Annotated in this window: 10 protein-coding genes and 1 pseudogene; 6 read left to right on the forward strand and 5 right to left on the reverse strand. The window is 44.8% G+C overall.

The annotated features are described in order from the left end of the window. Positions 1 to 7 precede the first annotated feature (7 nt). Entirely contained in the window at positions 8 to 1,135 is a 1,128-nt protein-coding gene (locus ACJJJA_RS09830; protein WP_444888677.1) for an acyl-CoA dehydrogenase family protein, read from the forward strand. A gap of 76 nt (positions 1,136 to 1,211) precedes the next feature. On the opposite strand, the gene ACJJJA_RS09835 is transcribed toward ACJJJA_RS09830, so the two are convergent. Then, positions 1,212 to 2,012, reverse strand: coding sequence for an IclR family transcriptional regulator (locus tag ACJJJA_RS09835; RefSeq protein WP_444885339.1), 801 nt, complete (start codon positions 2,010 to 2,012; stop codon positions 1,212 to 1,214). A 376-nt stretch (positions 2,013 to 2,388) separates the two neighbouring features. On the opposite strand from ACJJJA_RS09835, the pseudogene ACJJJA_RS09840 reads away from it, so the two are divergent. The 4 genes and pseudogenes from ACJJJA_RS09840 (at position 2,389) to ACJJJA_RS09855 (ending at position 10,171) form a co-directional block, all read left to right on the forward strand. Next, positions 2,389 to 3,798 (forward strand): annotated as a pseudogene (locus ACJJJA_RS09840) (serine hydrolase domain-containing protein). A 23-nt stretch (positions 3,799 to 3,821) separates the two neighbouring features. Then, a complete protein-coding gene (locus ACJJJA_RS09845; protein WP_444904449.1) occupies positions 3,822 to 4,616 on the forward strand; it encodes a class I SAM-dependent methyltransferase in 795 nt (264 codons plus the stop codon). Between the two features lie 502 nt (positions 4,617 to 5,118). Next, entirely contained in the window at positions 5,119 to 7,335 is a 2,217-nt protein-coding gene (locus ACJJJA_RS09850) for a M3 family metallopeptidase (protein WP_444904450.1), read from the forward strand. 610 nt (positions 7,336 to 7,945) lie between these two features. Beyond that, positions 7,946 to 10,171 (forward strand): M12 family metallopeptidase, encoded by a 2,226-nt coding sequence (locus tag ACJJJA_RS09855; RefSeq protein ID WP_444904451.1) that lies wholly within the window; start codon positions 7,946 to 7,948, stop codon positions 10,169 to 10,171. 190 nt (positions 10,172 to 10,361) lie between these two features. On the opposite strand, the gene ybiA is transcribed toward ACJJJA_RS09855, so the two are convergent. Beyond that, positions 10,362 to 10,919: a riboflavin biosynthesis intermediates N-glycosidase gene (gene ybiA / locus ACJJJA_RS09860; RefSeq protein ID WP_444904452.1), complete on the reverse strand. Its 558-nt coding sequence runs from the start codon at positions 10,917 to 10,919 to the stop codon at positions 10,362 to 10,364. 537 nt (positions 10,920 to 11,456) lie between these two features. After that, positions 11,457 to 11,606 carry a hypothetical protein gene (locus ACJJJA_RS09865; protein WP_444904453.1) on the reverse strand — a complete coding sequence of 50 codons (150 nt, stop codon included), beginning with the start codon at positions 11,604 to 11,606 and terminating at the stop codon, positions 11,457 to 11,459. Between the two features lie 643 nt (positions 11,607 to 12,249). Between ACJJJA_RS09865 and ACJJJA_RS09870 the strand changes: the two genes are divergently transcribed. After that, positions 12,250 to 14,121 carry a phosphatidylinositol-specific phospholipase C domain-containing protein gene (locus ACJJJA_RS09870; protein ID WP_444904454.1) on the forward strand — a complete coding sequence of 624 codons (1,872 nt, stop codon included), beginning with the start codon at positions 12,250 to 12,252 and terminating at the stop codon, positions 14,119 to 14,121. 359 nt (positions 14,122 to 14,480) lie between these two features. Here the strand turns inward: ACJJJA_RS09870 and ACJJJA_RS09875 are convergent, their stop codons facing one another. Next, positions 14,481 to 16,136 (reverse strand): amidohydrolase, encoded by a 1,656-nt coding sequence (locus tag ACJJJA_RS09875; RefSeq protein WP_444904455.1) that lies wholly within the window; start codon positions 16,134 to 16,136, stop codon positions 14,481 to 14,483. 110 nt (positions 16,137 to 16,246) lie between these two features. Next, positions 16,247 to 17,308 carry a PQQ-dependent sugar dehydrogenase gene (locus tag ACJJJA_RS09880; protein WP_444885331.1) on the reverse strand — a complete coding sequence of 354 codons (1,062 nt, stop codon included), beginning with the start codon at positions 17,306 to 17,308 and terminating at the stop codon, positions 16,247 to 16,249. Positions 17,309 to 17,521 lie beyond the last annotated feature (213 nt).

A 17,521-nucleotide genomic window follows, 5' to 3' on the forward strand; every position in this document is an offset into this window, starting at 1 on the left:
TGGAACGATGGATTTTTCCTATAGTGAAGAGCAGCAGATGCTACAAAGTAGTGTGAGCAAATTTATTCAACAGGATTATGACTTTGATCGTCGCAGTAAGTTAATAGACAGTGATACTGGGTTTAGTGAAGATAACTGGAAGTTATTTGCTGAGCTGGGCTGGCTAATGGTTCCATTTAATGCAGAAGACGGTGGTTTGGGTGGCTCTGCTGTTGATCTGATGGTAGTGATGGAAGAGTTTGGTCGTGGCCTGGTAGTGGAACCCTTCCTGGCCAGTGCAGTTTTAAGTGGTGGACTAATAGCAAGCGGTGCCAATGAGGCGCAGAAGCGAGAGCTAATTAGCTTGTTGATGGAAGGCCAGTTGCAGCTGGCATTTGCATTTGCTGAGCCCCAGAGCCGTTTCAATCTGTCTGATATTGCCACTAAAGCTATAAGGAGAGGAGACAGCTACGTAGTGAATGGCCACAAAGCCGTTGTTTTGAACGGCTCAGCCGCAGATAAACTATTGGTGGCAGTACGTACTGGCGGCGGCCAACATGATTGTGAAGGTATCACTTTATTATTGATAGATGCCAACTCTGAGGGTATTCATCGCCAGGGATATGCCACTGTGGATGGGCACCGTGCGGCTGAGGTAAAGTTTAATAACGTGATGGTCCCTGTGGCAAACCGAGTTGGGGAAGAGGGAGCAGCTTTACCTGTAATCGAACAGACAATTGACCGGGCCACACTGGCGTTGTGTGCCGAGGCAGTAGGGGCCATGGAGAAAATTTATAAAAAGACCGTGGAATATACCAAGACCCGGGAGCAGTTTGGCGTTCCCATTGGTAAGTTCCAGGCCTTGCAACACCGGATGGTGGATATGTTTACCGAATATGAACAGGCCCGCTCTATTCTATTAATGGCAGCGTTACAGTTGGATGTGAATAATGGCGTTGCCCCTAAGGCAATTTCTGCAGCAAAAAGCCGCATTGGAAAAGCTGCCCGGTTAGTAGGCCAGGAAGCAATTCAGTTACATGGCGGTATAGGGGTTACAGAGGAGTTGGATGTGAGCCATTATTTTAAACGCTTAACCACAATCCAGTATTTCTTCGGTAGTACAGATTATCATACTCGCCGATTTGCCGGGCACTAGCGAGGCAGGCAGCCGTGAGGTGATGAGTTATCCCCCAGGTTGGTCGCATTGCGCTACTAACCTGGGGTTAAGCTATCTAGTAGCGGATCAGCATGGCCTCTATATTGCCGACCATATTTTTCAATAAGGGGGCGACTTCTTCTTCCAGGAATTCTGGACTCAGGCGGTAAGCAGGTCCGCCCGCATTAAATGTATAAATGCGCCCCTGGCTTAATTGTAGGGGGACAGCAATACCATTAACATCGCGGTTCCAGTCGCCAAAGGAGCTACAAAAGCCGCGCTGCTTATAGCTTGCTACCGCTTCTTCAATTCCAACCTTGATTTTAGGCCAGCGCTCGCTATTTCTTTTCTCCAGGTGCCCATAAAAGTACTCGCGCTCCTCTTGAGGTAGCGCTGCCAGGAAAGCCCTTCCTGAACCACTGGTAGCTAAAGAAACACGGTTACCTATTTCGTAGCGAAAAGTCGTAACATTAGCGGCTGCACAAAACTCGACAAATATCATGTCGAGTCGATCACGGTCAGACAGCCCTACAGCAGTTCCTGTGGAGTTTGCAAGGTCTTGCATTAGGGGTTTGGCAACCTGCCGAATAGCCAGATTAGAGACGAAAGAGTAACCCAGCGCTAGTACGCCGCTACCTAATTGGTACTTTTCCAGTCGGTCTGAGTAGGTCAAATAGCCTAATTTTGTCAGAGTATAGGTTAACCGTGAAATACTGGAGCGAGGCAAGCCTGTGCGTTGGGCGATTTCAAGGTTACCCAGAAAGCCATCACCGGGCTGAAATGCCCGCAGAACATCCAGTCCTCGGGCGAGGGCTTCAATAAACTTGCGATCGGGTTCTGCGCTTTTCTTTCTTGGGAGATCACTCAGCGGAGCCATGGTCTTAAATCCTGCTTCTACAGTAGCAAGTATACAAATTTTACTCCTGGATCTGAAGTTAGATACTTAGCCTTAAAGAGAAATTTAGGCCTGTGAAGGGTGTTTGGATAATAATGAGCGGTAACGTAAATTGTGGTTGTACTTGGGGGGGCAACTGTGAGTCCGGGGCAAGAGTGTTCTTTAAAGCCGATATGGTTTAATTGTATTTTTTGCGAAATACCTATATATACATTCTATTTATCGTATTTTGCATAGTTGCTGCTTGTTTCAAAGGTGAAATTAGTGTTTGAATCCGTTACCAGTGAACTTTTCCAGGTTTGAGCTCATTTAAAAAAGAATTTTAGATATGATAAAAAGGCTTCTCATTAGTATCACAATGGCTTTGATTGTCGTTAGTAACTGTTATGCCATAGATGATAATGTTGGAAAAGAAATAAAATCAGCTCTGGAAGAGCTGTCTAATAGCAACCGCTTAATTGGCTCACATTTTGTTGCGGTAGTTGATAAGAACGGGCTTGATTTCTTTTATGCCTATTCTGAAGGTGGCCCTCAAGTTACAGAGAACACGCCTTTCTTAATCGCAAGTCACACAAAGTCTTTTACCAGTACTTTGATGGCTATCCTGCATAACTCGGGCAAGTTAGATTTAGATAAACCCATATCATCTTATAAGCTCTAGCTGGGGCTTGAGGGAAAAGTTGACACCAATAAAATCAGTGTTAGGGATTTACTTACCCATACGTCTGGATTTACAAGTGTTCAACATACCTTCAAGTCAGCTTTTTTTGGTTATTCCGGTCAAGAGGAGCTGGTACATTCATTAAGTGAGAATCTACTTATAGCGCCAGATTACAACTTTAGGTATTCAAATACGGGCCCGATAGTCGCGTCGATGATTGCAGAGAATGTCACTGGAAAAGCTTGGGGAGAGCTTATAGAGAAGTATATAACTGAGCCTCTGGATATGAATTCGACTACGAATAAGGTATCCAAAATGGATAATTTTCTTCCATCTATTATCACCTCCAGTGATGGTAATATCTTTACTTCAGGACATTTCAAGTCTGATCAAACGATGCACCCCTCAGGAGGCTTGGTTTCTACTGTAAGTGATTTGGTGACATGGCTTCAGGTAAATATAAGTAAAGATAGGTCAAATGTATCTAAGATTAATATTTTTGATGAGCTTCATGAAAAGCAGGTAGATCAATCAAAAACCTATTTCACCTATAAGAGAACAGGCTACACCTTGGGGTGGGATCTGGCAGAGTATAATGAAGAGACTCTTTTAACTCGGTTTGGAAATTATGGTGGATATAGCATCCATGTATCATTTATACCAAAAAGAGAGATTGGTGTAATTGCATTCACCAATCAGGATGCGGCTTATATGTTACCCCATGTAATGGCTAATTATACTTATAACTCAATTTTAAATAAAGCAAATAGAGATACGCTGTTTGAGCAGGAGATTAAGCGGCTGAAGAAGTCTGTCCGAGGCGAGCTATTGGAAGCGCCAGATCCTGCATTGGTTGTCAGTGCCGAAAATTTTCCAGGAAACTTGCTTGGTATCTATGTGAATAGTAATGGCTGGCCGGAGCAAAAACTCTATATTGAGGGTGGTAAAATAATGGTTAGTTGGGGAGGGCTCAGTGGACCATTGCTAAAAACTGGGGAGGTATATAAGGTGCATTTAGGAGCGCTCCAAAGAGATCTTTCATTTCATTTTCAGGGTAAGGGCGTTGTAATGTCTCAGAATGGATCAGTCAAGTTTATTAAAATATAAGCTGGGTGCTAAAGAGGTGTTCCATGAAAGAAAATACAGATTTTTTTGTCAGTAAATCCTTGGCCTCCTGGGATGAGGCTGGACCTGTTCACTGGGAATTCAGCAAGCGGCTACTTGAGAAAGTCTCCGAGTCTAATTTTAATGCCTTAGAACAAGACTTTGATAGCATGTTGGATGGGTTTGATCTTTCCGGAAAGTCAGTGGTTCAAATTTGCTGCAATAATGCGAAAGATTTAATCTCCATCAAAAAGAAAGGTGCCGGGCTCTGTGTGGGGATTGATGGATCCCAAGCTTTTGTCGATCAAGCTCGGCTTTTGGTAAATGCCTCAAGGTGTTCGGATGTAGAAATCGTATGCTCTAACATCTATGAGTTGCCTGATGAGTATATCGGCCGTTTTGACTTTGCGGTTATCACTATTGGCGTACTTAATTGGATGCCGGATCTAAAGCAGTTTATGAGAATTTGTACTTCCTTGCTGAAGTCGGGTGGTTATCTTTTAATGGAAGAAATACATCCGGTTCTAAATATGTATGAGGAAGGTAATCCCTCACACATTGCCATGTCTTATTTCAATCGCGAGCCGCAAAAGGATGATCAAGGTTTGGGCTATTTGGATGGTAGAAAATATCAGGCTAAAGAAAATTATAATTTTCATCACACCTTGTCAGATATTTTGATGGCGGCAATTGAAAGTAATCTATCTCTAAAGAAGTTTGTTGAACTCGGGAAGAATGTGGGTAATTGGTGTGGAGATTTGGAAAGCTCTGAATGTGTTCCGCCAATGGCAATGCTGGCTTGTTGGAAAAAGGACGTATAGATTTTGACGTTCACCAAGGTCCTAAGCTATAGAGCCAATAGAAATAGGCTAAGAAAAGAGGCCTGCCATTAAATTTGAGTCTTAAATTCCTTAATTTTCGTATTTATACGGACAATATTTCTTCCGGCAGTGATACCTCAATATTTTAGAGGGCGTGCCACTGTTGTCTACTTGGTGTTCTGTAGATTTTCTTGGGCAGCAGCATCTGTATTGAGATCGCCCAATTTGCTTTATTGAGAGGCTAAATGAGCCACATTGGCTAATTATTCGAATGATTTATAAGTTCAAATGAAATCACTTAATAAATCGTTATCAAGATAAGGTATACTCTTTATGTCCATGGTGGCGCCGGTAGTCCAAAGGGGGAGGTTGTCGCACAAATCACTCACTTAGCCGCAGTTTCAGACTGCTGAGACGGTAGAATTGGCCGGCATAGGCCAAGAGAGGGTAGAATCCCGCTCTTAAAACTATTAAAAGACCCTTTTTTACGAGGAGATAGCAAATGCGTCAGACAATGATCGCACTAGCCGTAGCCGCATCCCTGGCGGTTGTGGGCGGTTGTGGTGAAAAGGCAAAACAGGCTGAGGTAGCTAAAGACACTGTGAAAGCCGAAGAGTCCATGGCTGTAACTCCAGAGCACGCCAGTAACATGCTGCTGGCAGAGTGGACTGGTCCCTTTGGTGGTGTACCTGCGTTTGACAAGATGAAGCTGGAAGATCTCAAGCCCGCAATTGAAAAAGGTATTGAGATAAGCCTTACCGAGCTAGGTGCGATCGCTTCAGATTCCGCTGAACCAACCTTTGCTAACACCATTGTGCCGATGGAGCGCAGTGGCGCCGAGCTAAGCCGCGCAACGGCTTACTATGGAATCTGGGCTGCGAATATGTCTTCACCAGAGTTCCGCAAAGTTCAACAAGAGCTGGCACCAATCTGGGCTGATTACGAGTCCAAAATTTATCAGAACAAAGACTTGTTTAAGCGCATCAAGGCGATCTACGACCAGCGCAACGCGATGGACCTGGATGCTGAACAGAAGCGTGTGGTTGAGCTGATCTATACCCAGTTCTCTACCAATGGTGCGACCCTGGAAGGTAAGGCCAAGGAGCGCTATGCGGAAATCAACAAGCGCCTGGCTGAACTTTATACCAAGTTCTCCAACAATGTACTGGCAGATGAGGAAGGCTACGATATCTTCCTGGGCAAAGATCAGTTGAGCGGCCTGCCGGAATCCTTCGTTGCAGCGGCGGCAGCACTGGCGGAAGAGAAGGGCGAGAAGGGTAAGTACGCAATAACCAATTCCCGCTCCTCTATGGATCCATTCCTGACTTACTCCGATGATCGCGAGCTGCGCAAGCAAGTATGGACCAACTACTACAGCCGTGGGGACAATGGCGATGAGCACGATAACAACGCCATCATCGCTGAAATCCTGAAGCTGCGAGATGAGCGCGTAGGCCTGCAGGGCTTCGATAACTACGCTGAATGGCGCCTGCAAGACCGTATGGCTAAAAATCCTGAGCGGGCCATGGACCTGATGGAAGCGGTATGGCCCGCAGCAGTTGCCCGCGTGAAAGAAGAAGTAGCTGATATGCAGGCGGTGGCGGATGCCGAGAAAGCCAATATCACTATTGAGCCCTGGGACTATCGTTACTACGCCGAGAAGGTTCGCAAGGCCAAGTACGACCTGAACTCCGATGAAGTGAAGCAGTACCTGCAGCTAGATAACCTGCGTGAAGCCATGTTCTACGTGGCTGGTGAGTTGTTCAACTTCAAATTCACCCCGGTGAAAGAAGGTTCCGTACCGGTATTCCACGAAGATGTTAAAGTCTGGGAAGTCACTGACAAGACCAGTGGCGACCATATCGGCCTCTGGTACCTGGACCCATTCGCCCGTGCTGGCAAGCGTTCCGGTGCTTGGGCAACCATGTATCGTGACCACTCCACCTTTGATGGCAAGAAGAACGTCCTGTCTTCTAACAACTCCAACTTTATCAAGGGCGCGCCAGGTGAGCCTGTGCTGGTGAGCTGGGACGATGCCGAAACCTTCTTCCACGAGTTTGGCCACGCGCTGCACTTCCTTGCTTCCAACGTGACTTACCCGACCCTGAACAGCGGTGTTCGCGACTACACCGAGTTCCAATCCCAGCTGCTGGAGCGCTGGTTGTCTACCGATGCGGTTATCGATAACTATCTGGTGCACTACAAGACTGGTGAGCCTATTCCTGCGGATCTGGTGAAGAAGATTAAGAAAGCCGCCAAGTTCAACTCTGGTTTTGCCACCACTGAGTACTTGGCCTCTGCGCTGATTGATATGAAGTTCCACACTGCTGATCCAGAAGGTATCGACCCAGATAAGTTTGAGCGTGAAACTCTGGACAAGCTTGGCATGCCGAAAGAGCTGGTCATGCGTCACCGCACCCCGCACTTTGGCCATATCTTCTCTGGTGAAGGTTATGCAGCTAGCTACTATGGTTACATGTGGGCCGACGTGCTGACTTCCGACGCCTCTGAGGCCTTCTCCGAGTCTAAAGGTGGCTTCTACGACAAAGAGGTAGCAGCCAAGTTGGTGAAACACCTGTTTGCACCGCGTAATGCTGTAGACCCCGCTGATGCTTATCGTGCTTTCCGTGGTCGTGATGCCAATATCGAAGCGTTGATGCGCGATCGTGGCTTCCCGATCCCGGAGAAGAAAGAGAGTACGGTTGCCTCCAAGAACTAGTTTATTGATTTAATAAATTGTTCATGAAAAAGCCGCATCTTTGGATGCGGCTTTTTTTGTTTAAGTGGTCTTTGAGTTAAGAAGTGCTCGAGAATAAAAATTTATTAACCATATGTTTGCGGCATATGCAATCTGCATTGTAAAAATTTCCTATTCAATATTGGTCTCGTGATCCCCTCATTGGCTGGTAAGTAGATACCCAGAAGTTATTTCTAGGACGAATTTTCAATACTGGGCAAGGTCTTCATTTATAAAAGTAAGTCCCTAGCTATATCTGCTGCCCTCTATTTTTAGCGGAATCAGATAGCTGGTTCTTATGTTCCATTTCTGATTGGTCGTTGTTTTTTTGTTTTGTTATTTGTTAAAAAAATTTAACTAAAAATATTAGGTTGCTTGTTGAAGTGTTCTTCTCTTTTCTGCCCTTGTGCTTATAAATTAGCAATAAATATCCTATCGACCTTAAATTTCAACGGCTGTATTCTTGCCCGCGTCGACATGCCCATTGATATTTTATTATTTTGACTTATATCAATTGGTTTTGTCGCCTTTCAAAATCTTAAACACCAGATTAGGTTACAAATCCGTGAATTTTCAGAGAAGGAACATGAAAATGAAAAAGTTAACCGGTGCAGTGCTGGGGGTTACCACAAGCTTGGCCTTATTAAGTCAATTGACACTGGCATCAGGCCAGGCAGTGGCTAATAGCATTCCAAACTTTACCGAGAATGAATTTGCACAACTGGAAGAGCAATTCTCCTCAAGGAAGGTGATGGTTGATGGCAAACTCTATCAGTTAACTGGGGATATGCTGGAGCTGGTTCCACAGGAATCCGGGCAGGTCAGTATAATGTCAGCCTTTGAGTTGTCAGCAAATAAGTGGCCTGAAGGTGTTGTCTATTATGATTTTCATGAAGACGTAACAGAAGAAAACCGCCAGCGATTCGTTGATGCTACCAAGGTTTGGGAAGAGGTCGCAGATTTACATTTTAAATTGCGCAAAGACCAAACCAATTATATCTACGTGCGAAATGGCAGTGAAAATCGATCTATGGTTGGAATGTCTGGTGGCGGGCAGTTTTTCAGTATGAAAGACTGGAGTATGAAATATATTATTGTTCATGAGCTGGGTCATGCCATCGGCATGAGACATGAGCAGCAGCGTTCTGATCGGGATCAATATGTGATGATCCTGGAAGACAATATAAAGCCAGCGTATATCTACAATTTTGATGTTCGCCAATCACACAACTACAGCGAATACGACTTCCTGTCAGTCATGCACTATCCCTCCCGCGCATATAGTGCTAATGGGGGTGCGACAATTGTCCCCAAAAAAGGCTATGAGAAATATGATGGCATTGTAGGGCAACGCGTTGACCTCGGAGCTGGTGATCAGGTAGGGGCGGCTTTTCACTATGATGCAGTGAATATCAACATTCCTGATCCGGCATTTAAATCTTATTTGCTTGCTTACTTTGATGCAGATAATAATGGTGAAATCAGTAGTTTAGAGGCGGCGAAGGTTGAGAAAATTCATACCCCTGGAAACGGTGAAATTCAATCTTTGCAAGGTATACATCTTTTTCGATATCTAAAACATCTTACTGTTGCCAGTGAAAATCTAACCGAGGTTCCTGAGTTACCCAAGCGTTTGGAGTCTATGAATTTCTCTGGCAACCATTTGGATTCCGTTCAATTTGAGTGGGTAATGGATAAGCCTTTCCTAAAAGAGGTAGATTTCACCAATAATTTATTGGATGTTTATTCCTGTGAAATGCTCACTTTTATCAATGGTGTGATCGAGGGCGGTAATATCCAATACAGCCCGGTTAAGGGTGGTGAAACATTTATTTGTGATGAAGAGGCGGAGCGAACACTTATTTCTGGCAAACCAAGGGTCGACTTACGGGGGAAAGATGGCAAGCTATTTCACATTGATGTCCCTGAAAATGCTCAAAAACTGACTATTCAAACAGAAGAGTCGGAAATAGGCGGTGAGATGAATGTATATGTGGCTCATAACCGCCTACCCGATACCACAGATTTTGACTACAAGTCTGAAAATGCCGGTAATATCGAAAACATACAGATCATCTCGCCTCAGTCAGGCCGTTGGCATGTATTGCTCACACCGGTAGAGCGTTCATTTGAAGGCGTGGATCTAACCGCGACTCTGGATTTGGGAGGTGAGCCTGGCAACCAGCTAGTCAACCTTCAGGAAATAGGTGGGTTGGCTGCCAGCAAGGGGGAGGCCTTGTATTTCACTATGAACGTTCCCCAAAATGCTAAAGATCTACAGTTTGCCATGAATGGCGGCAGTGGTGATGCAGATCTCTATGTGCGTTTTGGTGAGAAGCCAACGGAATCTGTCTACGACTATCGTCCCTATATAAGTGGTAATGACGAAACTGCTTCAATTGCTAATCCGAAAGCGGGTGTGTGGCATATTATGCTATTGGGCTATGCGGATTTTGAGCAAGTCACTTTAATGGGCTCCTTCAAAACGTCTACCCCAGAAGAGTTTCTCGTAGCTGGCGAGACCATCGCCGACTTGGATGGCAAAGCGGGTGATGCGCTCACTTTTAAAGTTCAAGTGCCAGAGGGCGTAGCCAAACTCTCTATTGCCACCGGGACTTCATTTATCGCTTCTCTTGGTGATGCAGATTTGTATATAAAGTACGGTGAGGAGGCTTCTGTGAGCAACGCGGATTTCACTTCAGAAAACTGGACCAGTCATGAGTCTATAAATGTGAATGCGCCCCAAGCAGGTGCCTGGTATGTCACCGTTTATGGCTACACTGATTTTGAAAATCTCTGGTTAAGTGTTGATTATTAACGGCTAGGTAATTTATTGATTTTGGGTGATGGGTTGATTTAAATTTAAATCAACCCATTGCCTGCTTTGCTTTTAAAAAATTGATCAAGTGCAATATTTTGTGTGTGTGCTTGATTCAGTGAAAGCTATTTAGGGAAGGTTGGGTCATATTTTATTGGCGATATTGGTTGAAACTACTTAGGGCTTCATCCTAGGAGGGGTTAAAGCTCAGTTGATCTCTCACTTCCATAAGTGCAAAGCCCATAAGGTTAAGGCCTGCCCAGCTTCTTGGGTCTTGTATTGTCGAGCTATCCTGCGCTTGACCTACCCCCCAAATTTTATCAACGGGGCTAGCCTCCACCAGAATCCTATCCTTTGTATTGAGCAGAAATCTCTTCAGGTCATTATTTTGGGAAAACTTAGCAAGGTTACCATTAACGACAATCTCAAATCGTTTTTTTATCCAGATATCATGGTTAAAACCAACAACCTGCCGGCCTAATTCCTTGGCTTTACCTGGGTGATCTGAGGTTAGAATCTTTTCACAGGCCTTGTGGTCCTTAAAAAGTTTGGCCTTGTGGTACATCATGTAGTGTTCAGCGGTAATAAAGTGATACCCATCTTCCTCGAATTTGGTGTCATACCACTGGCTAAGACAGCTCTTTGAGATCTGGTTATCTATTTCTTGATGCCCCCAAAAAAAGACATACTTAACTTTATTTCCTTTGTCTACGAAGTCGATAAGTTGATCTCTTGACCTTATATTCATTTTTCATCCATTTAAAGATTGTTTTGGTGTAAAACTCTTTGTTCGGAGAGTTTGTTACTGAAAAGCTATAGATTCGCTTTTAATGGAACATTATAGATATAATTGGGGTCGCTGGAGCTCCAGATCACATACTTTTAGTATGAGTTTAGACAAGTATCTGGGGATTTATGCAGAGAATATAACTCTTAGCTAATTATAATTATTGCTGAGATTCTTTCTCTCCTTCAATCCAAGTTTGCAAAACCTATATCTGCCAGATTTCTTGTGAGTCAATTTCAACAATTCATAACTCGAAAGATAAAATCGGAAAACTTTCTGGGCGGTAGGTCGCCATGATCTCTTCCTGATGGCTGGCATAGGCTGCATTCAGGGAAAATGCATATAAAAAGTCTCAGAGCCATTACTTCTATGGTACGCCAGCCTCTAGTGGGGGTACTCAGGTGGTCAAGACGGGTTACTATTGTATGGAGGCAATCAGGGGGGAGCTGCAGGAAGCGGATAATATCTCCACCTGAACCACCTGCGCTGGCGATATCCTTACTGACTTTTCTTTTTATCCAGGGTCTCAAGAACCCTGAGTACGATGTGGTTGGCTCTACAGCCAATTTCATGTTCGTTTGCCTGAAAATTGTTATCAATGGCCAGCTTTAGTAGCGATAACAGTTTTCTCTCTGGGTCGAGCTGCAACCCTTTCTCCTATCAGTAGTCGTGATAGTATTCCAGAAGCGCCTTGCCACGCCTGCCCAGGGCGCCATCGGTAGATAATTTAATACTGCGTATGTAGTGTCGCGCATCAAAGTTGATGCTAAGAATTTTGTTCTCAAATAACTTTTTTTAGAAAATGAATTGCTAGAATTAATCTTAAATAGAGTAAATGTTGCTAAGGGCAATTTTTTGACTTGGATAGTAGTTTGTTTTGCCATTTGAGTGCAGCACAAAGCTAGTATGAGCGCTCAGATCCACTGAAGGTCAACATGGTTAGATGAAAGGAAATAAGCTCAGGTCTTTCGTGTCATTATTTTAAGTCCGAAATCATCATAATTACATCGCACTTCTTACTTGCATGTCACTTGCGGTTAAATGTTGACGCTTATTGTTATGTTGTGGCGTGACACATCATTAATGTTTCCAAGGTGGCTAACTAAGGTATTTATTCGCATCGTATTTTAGCACGCTGGGCGAGAATATGTAAATAAGCTCCCTAATGTTGTGAATTTTTTGAGGATCTTACATATTCTTATTTGGCATGGTTGAAAAGTGTTTGTAAATGGCGACAATATTTTGTGATTGAAATAAAAATTTTTTTTAGATTAATATAAAGCCGAATAAAATGAAAAAAATAATTTACTTTCCCTTGCTAGCTCTTTCTCTGGCTGCAAATGCTGAATTCTATGATCCTATTGATGTGGATACTTTTATAGTATCAGATACCTATAAAAAATTGAGATTACAAAGAGATTTCAATTTAAAGACTCCATTTTCGCAGCAAAGTTTTTGGGGGTCGCACAATACTTACAATACTTACTCTCATAATTACCCATGGCCTAACCAGGGTATCAGTATATATGATCAGTTGCGAATGGGGGCTCAATTCATTGAACTTGATTTGAGTTACGAAAGGAGTGGAATTCGACTATGCCATGCAGTTTGTGGGACTGTTGATCAGAGTTTGAGCGATGGCCTTTTAGAAGTAAAAAACTTTCTTGATAACCCGTCTTTTAAGAATCAAGTTGTTATTATCTACTTGGAAGATAGAAATAATAATGTAGGTTATAGTGATAACGCAAGTGCTGAGCTGTTGGATACAATTAACAATACGATTGGAGATTATATCTATAAAAGCAATGGCATTGGTAGTATTCCGAAGAATTTAACTCCGCAAAATGTTTTGGCTCAAGGCAAACGCGTGGTTATTTATAAAGATCGTGATGTTAGTGTTAACGGTACATTAAATAACATGCTGTTTACTGGCTTGGGGCATATTGGTAGGAGTGCAGAATCAATTGCTAATGATTTTATTCCTCCCCAGAACCCATGGGAGAGTTTTAAGGATTTTGACTTCGATAAAATCCAAAATATTCACAGAAGTAACCAAGCTAATCTAGTTAATCTTGACCATATTGGTGGAGAGTACAATGACCTTGCCGCAATGGTTTGGAGTTGGGATCCGCTAATGAGAGGAAATGCAACTGGTGATAGTTACTTGAGGGCTATTGCTTCTGATGGTGTTTACCTCAATTCTGGCTGGAATGTCAGTGGTAATACATCTGAAAAGGCGCGATTTGCTTGTACAGATGGGAATACCTGGAGGATTACAGCTGGGGAGAACACATTTAATACAGGCGAGACGACCTGTCAGAATGAATTTAATGAGGGATATCACTTTGCGTATCCGAGAAACGCCTATGAAAATCAGCAATTAATAAATGCAATTACGGAATTGTTTCCCGATAGTACTTCTCTGATTGTTTATGACAACCAGCATAAGACTGGCGAGTCAAAGGTCATCAATGTTGAGGGTAGTTTTGGAGGAACCATAAATTTGAGTGAAGACTGGCATGACCGAATAAGCTCTCTGGTGGTTCCGAGTTGCTGTTACATAACAGCATGGACTGAAGAAGATCAAGGTGGGATTCCACAATTTTTCTACGGAGGAACATATAATACCATTTCGAATGGTTTTGATAATGCAATCAAGAGTTTTGCCATTTCTGAGAGGGGGCCTAGCGATCCCTACCGTCCACCGGTAAAAGTGTGGTTAGCATTGACTGTGGGGGACAATCAAGCTACCACTACTACCACACAGGCTTTTTGCGGCCAATCTGAATTGCCAGTATCAGATAGCCTGCCAGCAGAACATACAAATTTTTACAATGGTGAAACTCTGCTAACCACTAATAAGGCTCGCCTTGAATTTAGTGGTGGGGAATTGAACTACTATGTGTGTGAAAAAAGAGTATGGACTTCTCCCAATTGGAGGCCTACTAATGACTCTCCAAGGGTGGTTTTCCAGGGGGACGGACACCTTGTAATTTATGGTTCATTAGAGGGTGGATTCCATCATCCCGTTTGGGGGTCGGGGACACATGGTAAAGGAGTTACCGCGCTTCGTATAGACGAAAACTGTAAGCTTGTATTTGAGGATTCTAGCGGCGTAGTTAAAAAAATATTAGTTGATGGGTCATCTAACTGTTCCAAATGATCGGCAAGGAGTCGCTCTTAATTGCAATGATAAGATTGAGGGTCCTTATTGCTTCAATTTAATCGAATAAATCTTAGTGCAAGTATTTCTTCTATAAAGTTGAAACATATTTTCCTTGCTTTAGATAAAAACTGATAAATCTGCAGCTTATCGATGCACAAACAGATCGCTCAGACTAGTCTGAGCGATCTGTTTGTGAAAAAGTAAATAGGGAGCTAGCAAGTCCTTGTAACTATTTACTATGAACTAAGATCTGCCCTTTAATACGATATCTGTAGAGTCGCGGCTTTAAATTTACGGATCCGAATCCTGCAGTGGATATTCGTTGACCACTCAGGGCAGGAGAAGTGTAGACAAACCTATAAAAACGTATTCTGGTATACCCTTTTCCCCTCAACCCAGGTCTCCATTACTTTTACTTTCCAGATTTCCTGAGGGTCAATCTTAAAGATATTTCTATCCAATAAAATAAAGTCTGCAAATTTCCCTGCTTCAAGGCTGCCAATCATTTTCTCTTGGTGGCCGGCATAGGCTGCATCCAGGGTAAATGCGCGTAGGGCTTGCTCCAGCGTCATTGCTTCTTTGGTGCGCCAGCCTTTGCTAGGGTTACCCTGGCGGTCGCGGCGGGTGGTTGCGGCATGAAGGCCAAACAAAGGGTTGGCGGGTTCAACCGGGAAGTCGGAGCCAGCGGCTATTGGTGTGCCCTGGTTGAGAAGTGTTTGCCAGGCGTAGGCGCCGATCAGGCGTTTATCACCAAGGCGGTCACCCGCCATATTTTTGTCGCTAGTGGCGTGGGTGGGCTGCATGGAGGCAATCAGGTTGAGCTGTGCGAAGCGGGGAATATCCTTCACTTCTATAACCTGTGCGTGCTCTACGCGGTGGCGATACTCTTGCTGACTTTTCTTTTTATCCAGGGCCTCAAGATGGTTGAGTACGATATGATTGGCTCTATCGCCAATCGCATGTACGTTCACCTGGAAGTTGTTATCCGTGGCCAGTTTCAGTAGCGATAACATTTTGCTCTCTGGGTAGAGCAGCAACCCCTTCTCCTGTGGGCGGTCGTGATAGGGTTCCAGAAGCGCTGCGCCACGGCTGCCCAGGGCACCATCGGCAGATAATTTAATGCTGCGCATATAGAGTCGCGTTTCTGGGCTGCCGATATGGCCAGCCTTCAGCAACTTAACATAGTTGTGGCTGTCCACCGATAACATTGGATAAACCCGCATAGGAATGGCGTTTTCCTTGGCCAATTCTCGGTAGGCAGTGAGGGTTTGTTCGTTGATACCCGCATCGTGCACACTGGTCAATCCCAGAGAAAGCGCCGTAGTAAAGGCGTTTTGCAGGGACTTTTTTTCCTGGGCTAGGGTGGGGGAAGGTACTGCCTGTTGTAGCAGGCTCATGGCGTTGTCAATTAAGATCCCAGTGGGTTCCCCTTCGCTATCCCGCAAAATCTCTCCGCCCTCAGGGGCCTGCGTGCTCTTATCGATACCGGCAAGATGCAGGGCTTTGGAGTTTGCCCAGCCTGCGTGGCCATCTACCCGCCGCAACCAGATGGGATGATCAATCTCCAGAGCGTCCAGTTGCTCTCGACTGGGGAATTGTTTACCGGGCCAGGTGACTTGGTTCCAACCGCGGCCAAGCAGCCACTGGCCTGGTTCCAGTCTCTCGGCTTGGTGTTTTATCGCCGCAAGGGAATCCTCCAGAGAGTGGTCGCGTAGATCCAGTAACTCATTAAGTTGCCCAAGGCCCAGCATATGTCCGTGAGCATCAATCAGGCCGGGCAATAAGGTCTTGCCCTTGGCATCTATCCGTTCAGCATCTAAATACTTTCCATCCAGCTCAGTAAAATTACCAGTCTCCAGCACCTTGCCCTGGTCGAAGGCCATGGCATTGAACTGAATTAACGCTTTATCTGTGGTTTGGTATCCTGAAAAGTTATGGATGAGTGTCACTGCCTGGGAGCTGATAGAAGTGGCGGCAAGTAGTGCCGCCGCCAAAGTTTGGGCTAGACGCATATTGGAATGCCTTGTTGTTTTCGTTATTGGCCATTCTATGGTGGCTTCATGCCCCCTGAAAAGTAGATTAAATGGCTACTGGGTTAATGAGTGTGGGAGTAGGGGGCTTCTTACTGATCGGGTTCTATACGAAGTAAATGGCCCTGGGGTCCATCGGTGATGATGTAGAGATTGCCGTCTGCTCCGATTTCAGCGTCTCGAACCCGCTCACCGATGACAATTCTTTTCTCAATATTCAGCGGATCCCCTTGTGGATTGATTACCCTCAGGTCTTGGGTGACCAAACCAGCGGAAAGGAGGTGACCACGCCACTGTGGAAATGCTGTGCCGGTATAAATGGTGAGGCCGCCGGGGGCATGGGTATCAATCCAGGCAAGGAACGGAGAGGTAAATTCCGGGCTGGCAATTTTGAAAGAGATATTGGATCCATCCCGATAATCCCTACCAAAGGTCACCCTGGGCCAACCGTAGTTAGCGCCCTTTTGGACTTGGTTTAATTCGTCTCCAGCTGCAGGACCGTGCTCTGAGGACCAGATAACCTGGCTTTCAGGGTCGATAGCAAGCCCCTGAGGGTTGCGGTGGCCAAAACTCCAAATCTCTGGGAGGGCGCCTTTGGTATTTACAAAGGGGTTGTCATCAGGTACTGAGCCATCAGGGCCAATACGGATTATTGAGCCAAAGTGTGTTTGTAGATTTTGTCCCTGCTCACGGGCAAAGATGTCGAGAAAATCCTGTGGGGGATTGCCGCCGTCCCCAATACTGGCCAGCAGGGTACCGTCAGGGAGAAAGGCAAATCTCGAACCAAAATGTGCACTATTCTTTTTACCTTGAGCTGCCTTGAATATCTCTTGAAAGTCCACCAGCTGGCCACTTTGCCACCTTCCTTTACCAATAGTTAGGCGGTTACTTTCAGTATTGCCACTAGCGTAACTAAAATAAAGTAGCTGGTCTTTGTCAAAGTTTGGGCTGGCAATTACATCCAGAAGCCCTCCTTGCCCCTCAAAGAAAACCTGCGCTGGAAAATCAATAGCTTCGGAAAGGGTATTGTTGCTTATGGTGCGTAACTTACCATCTCGCTGAGTGATGATTAGAGTGCCATCAGGGAGCAAGGCTATACCCCATGGATATGGAATAGGGCCTGTCACCTTACTAATCTTAATTTTGTCTATCACGGGGATCGCGCCCCGGGAAAGAAAAGTATCAGCAGAGCTTACACCAGAGATGATTGTGCAAGTGAACGCTAATAATGTTGTATAAAAAGAAACCCTTCTCACTTTAGGCGACCCCTGGGGTAGGTGGGTGTGCCGAACAGTATAACAATAGGGCTATTGACAACAATATCGATTTGCCCAGTGCAATGAGCACTACGCATTGCATGAAGAGTC

The sequence above is a fragment of the Microbulbifer mixtoriginis (SeqCode) genome, assembly GCF_052466865.1.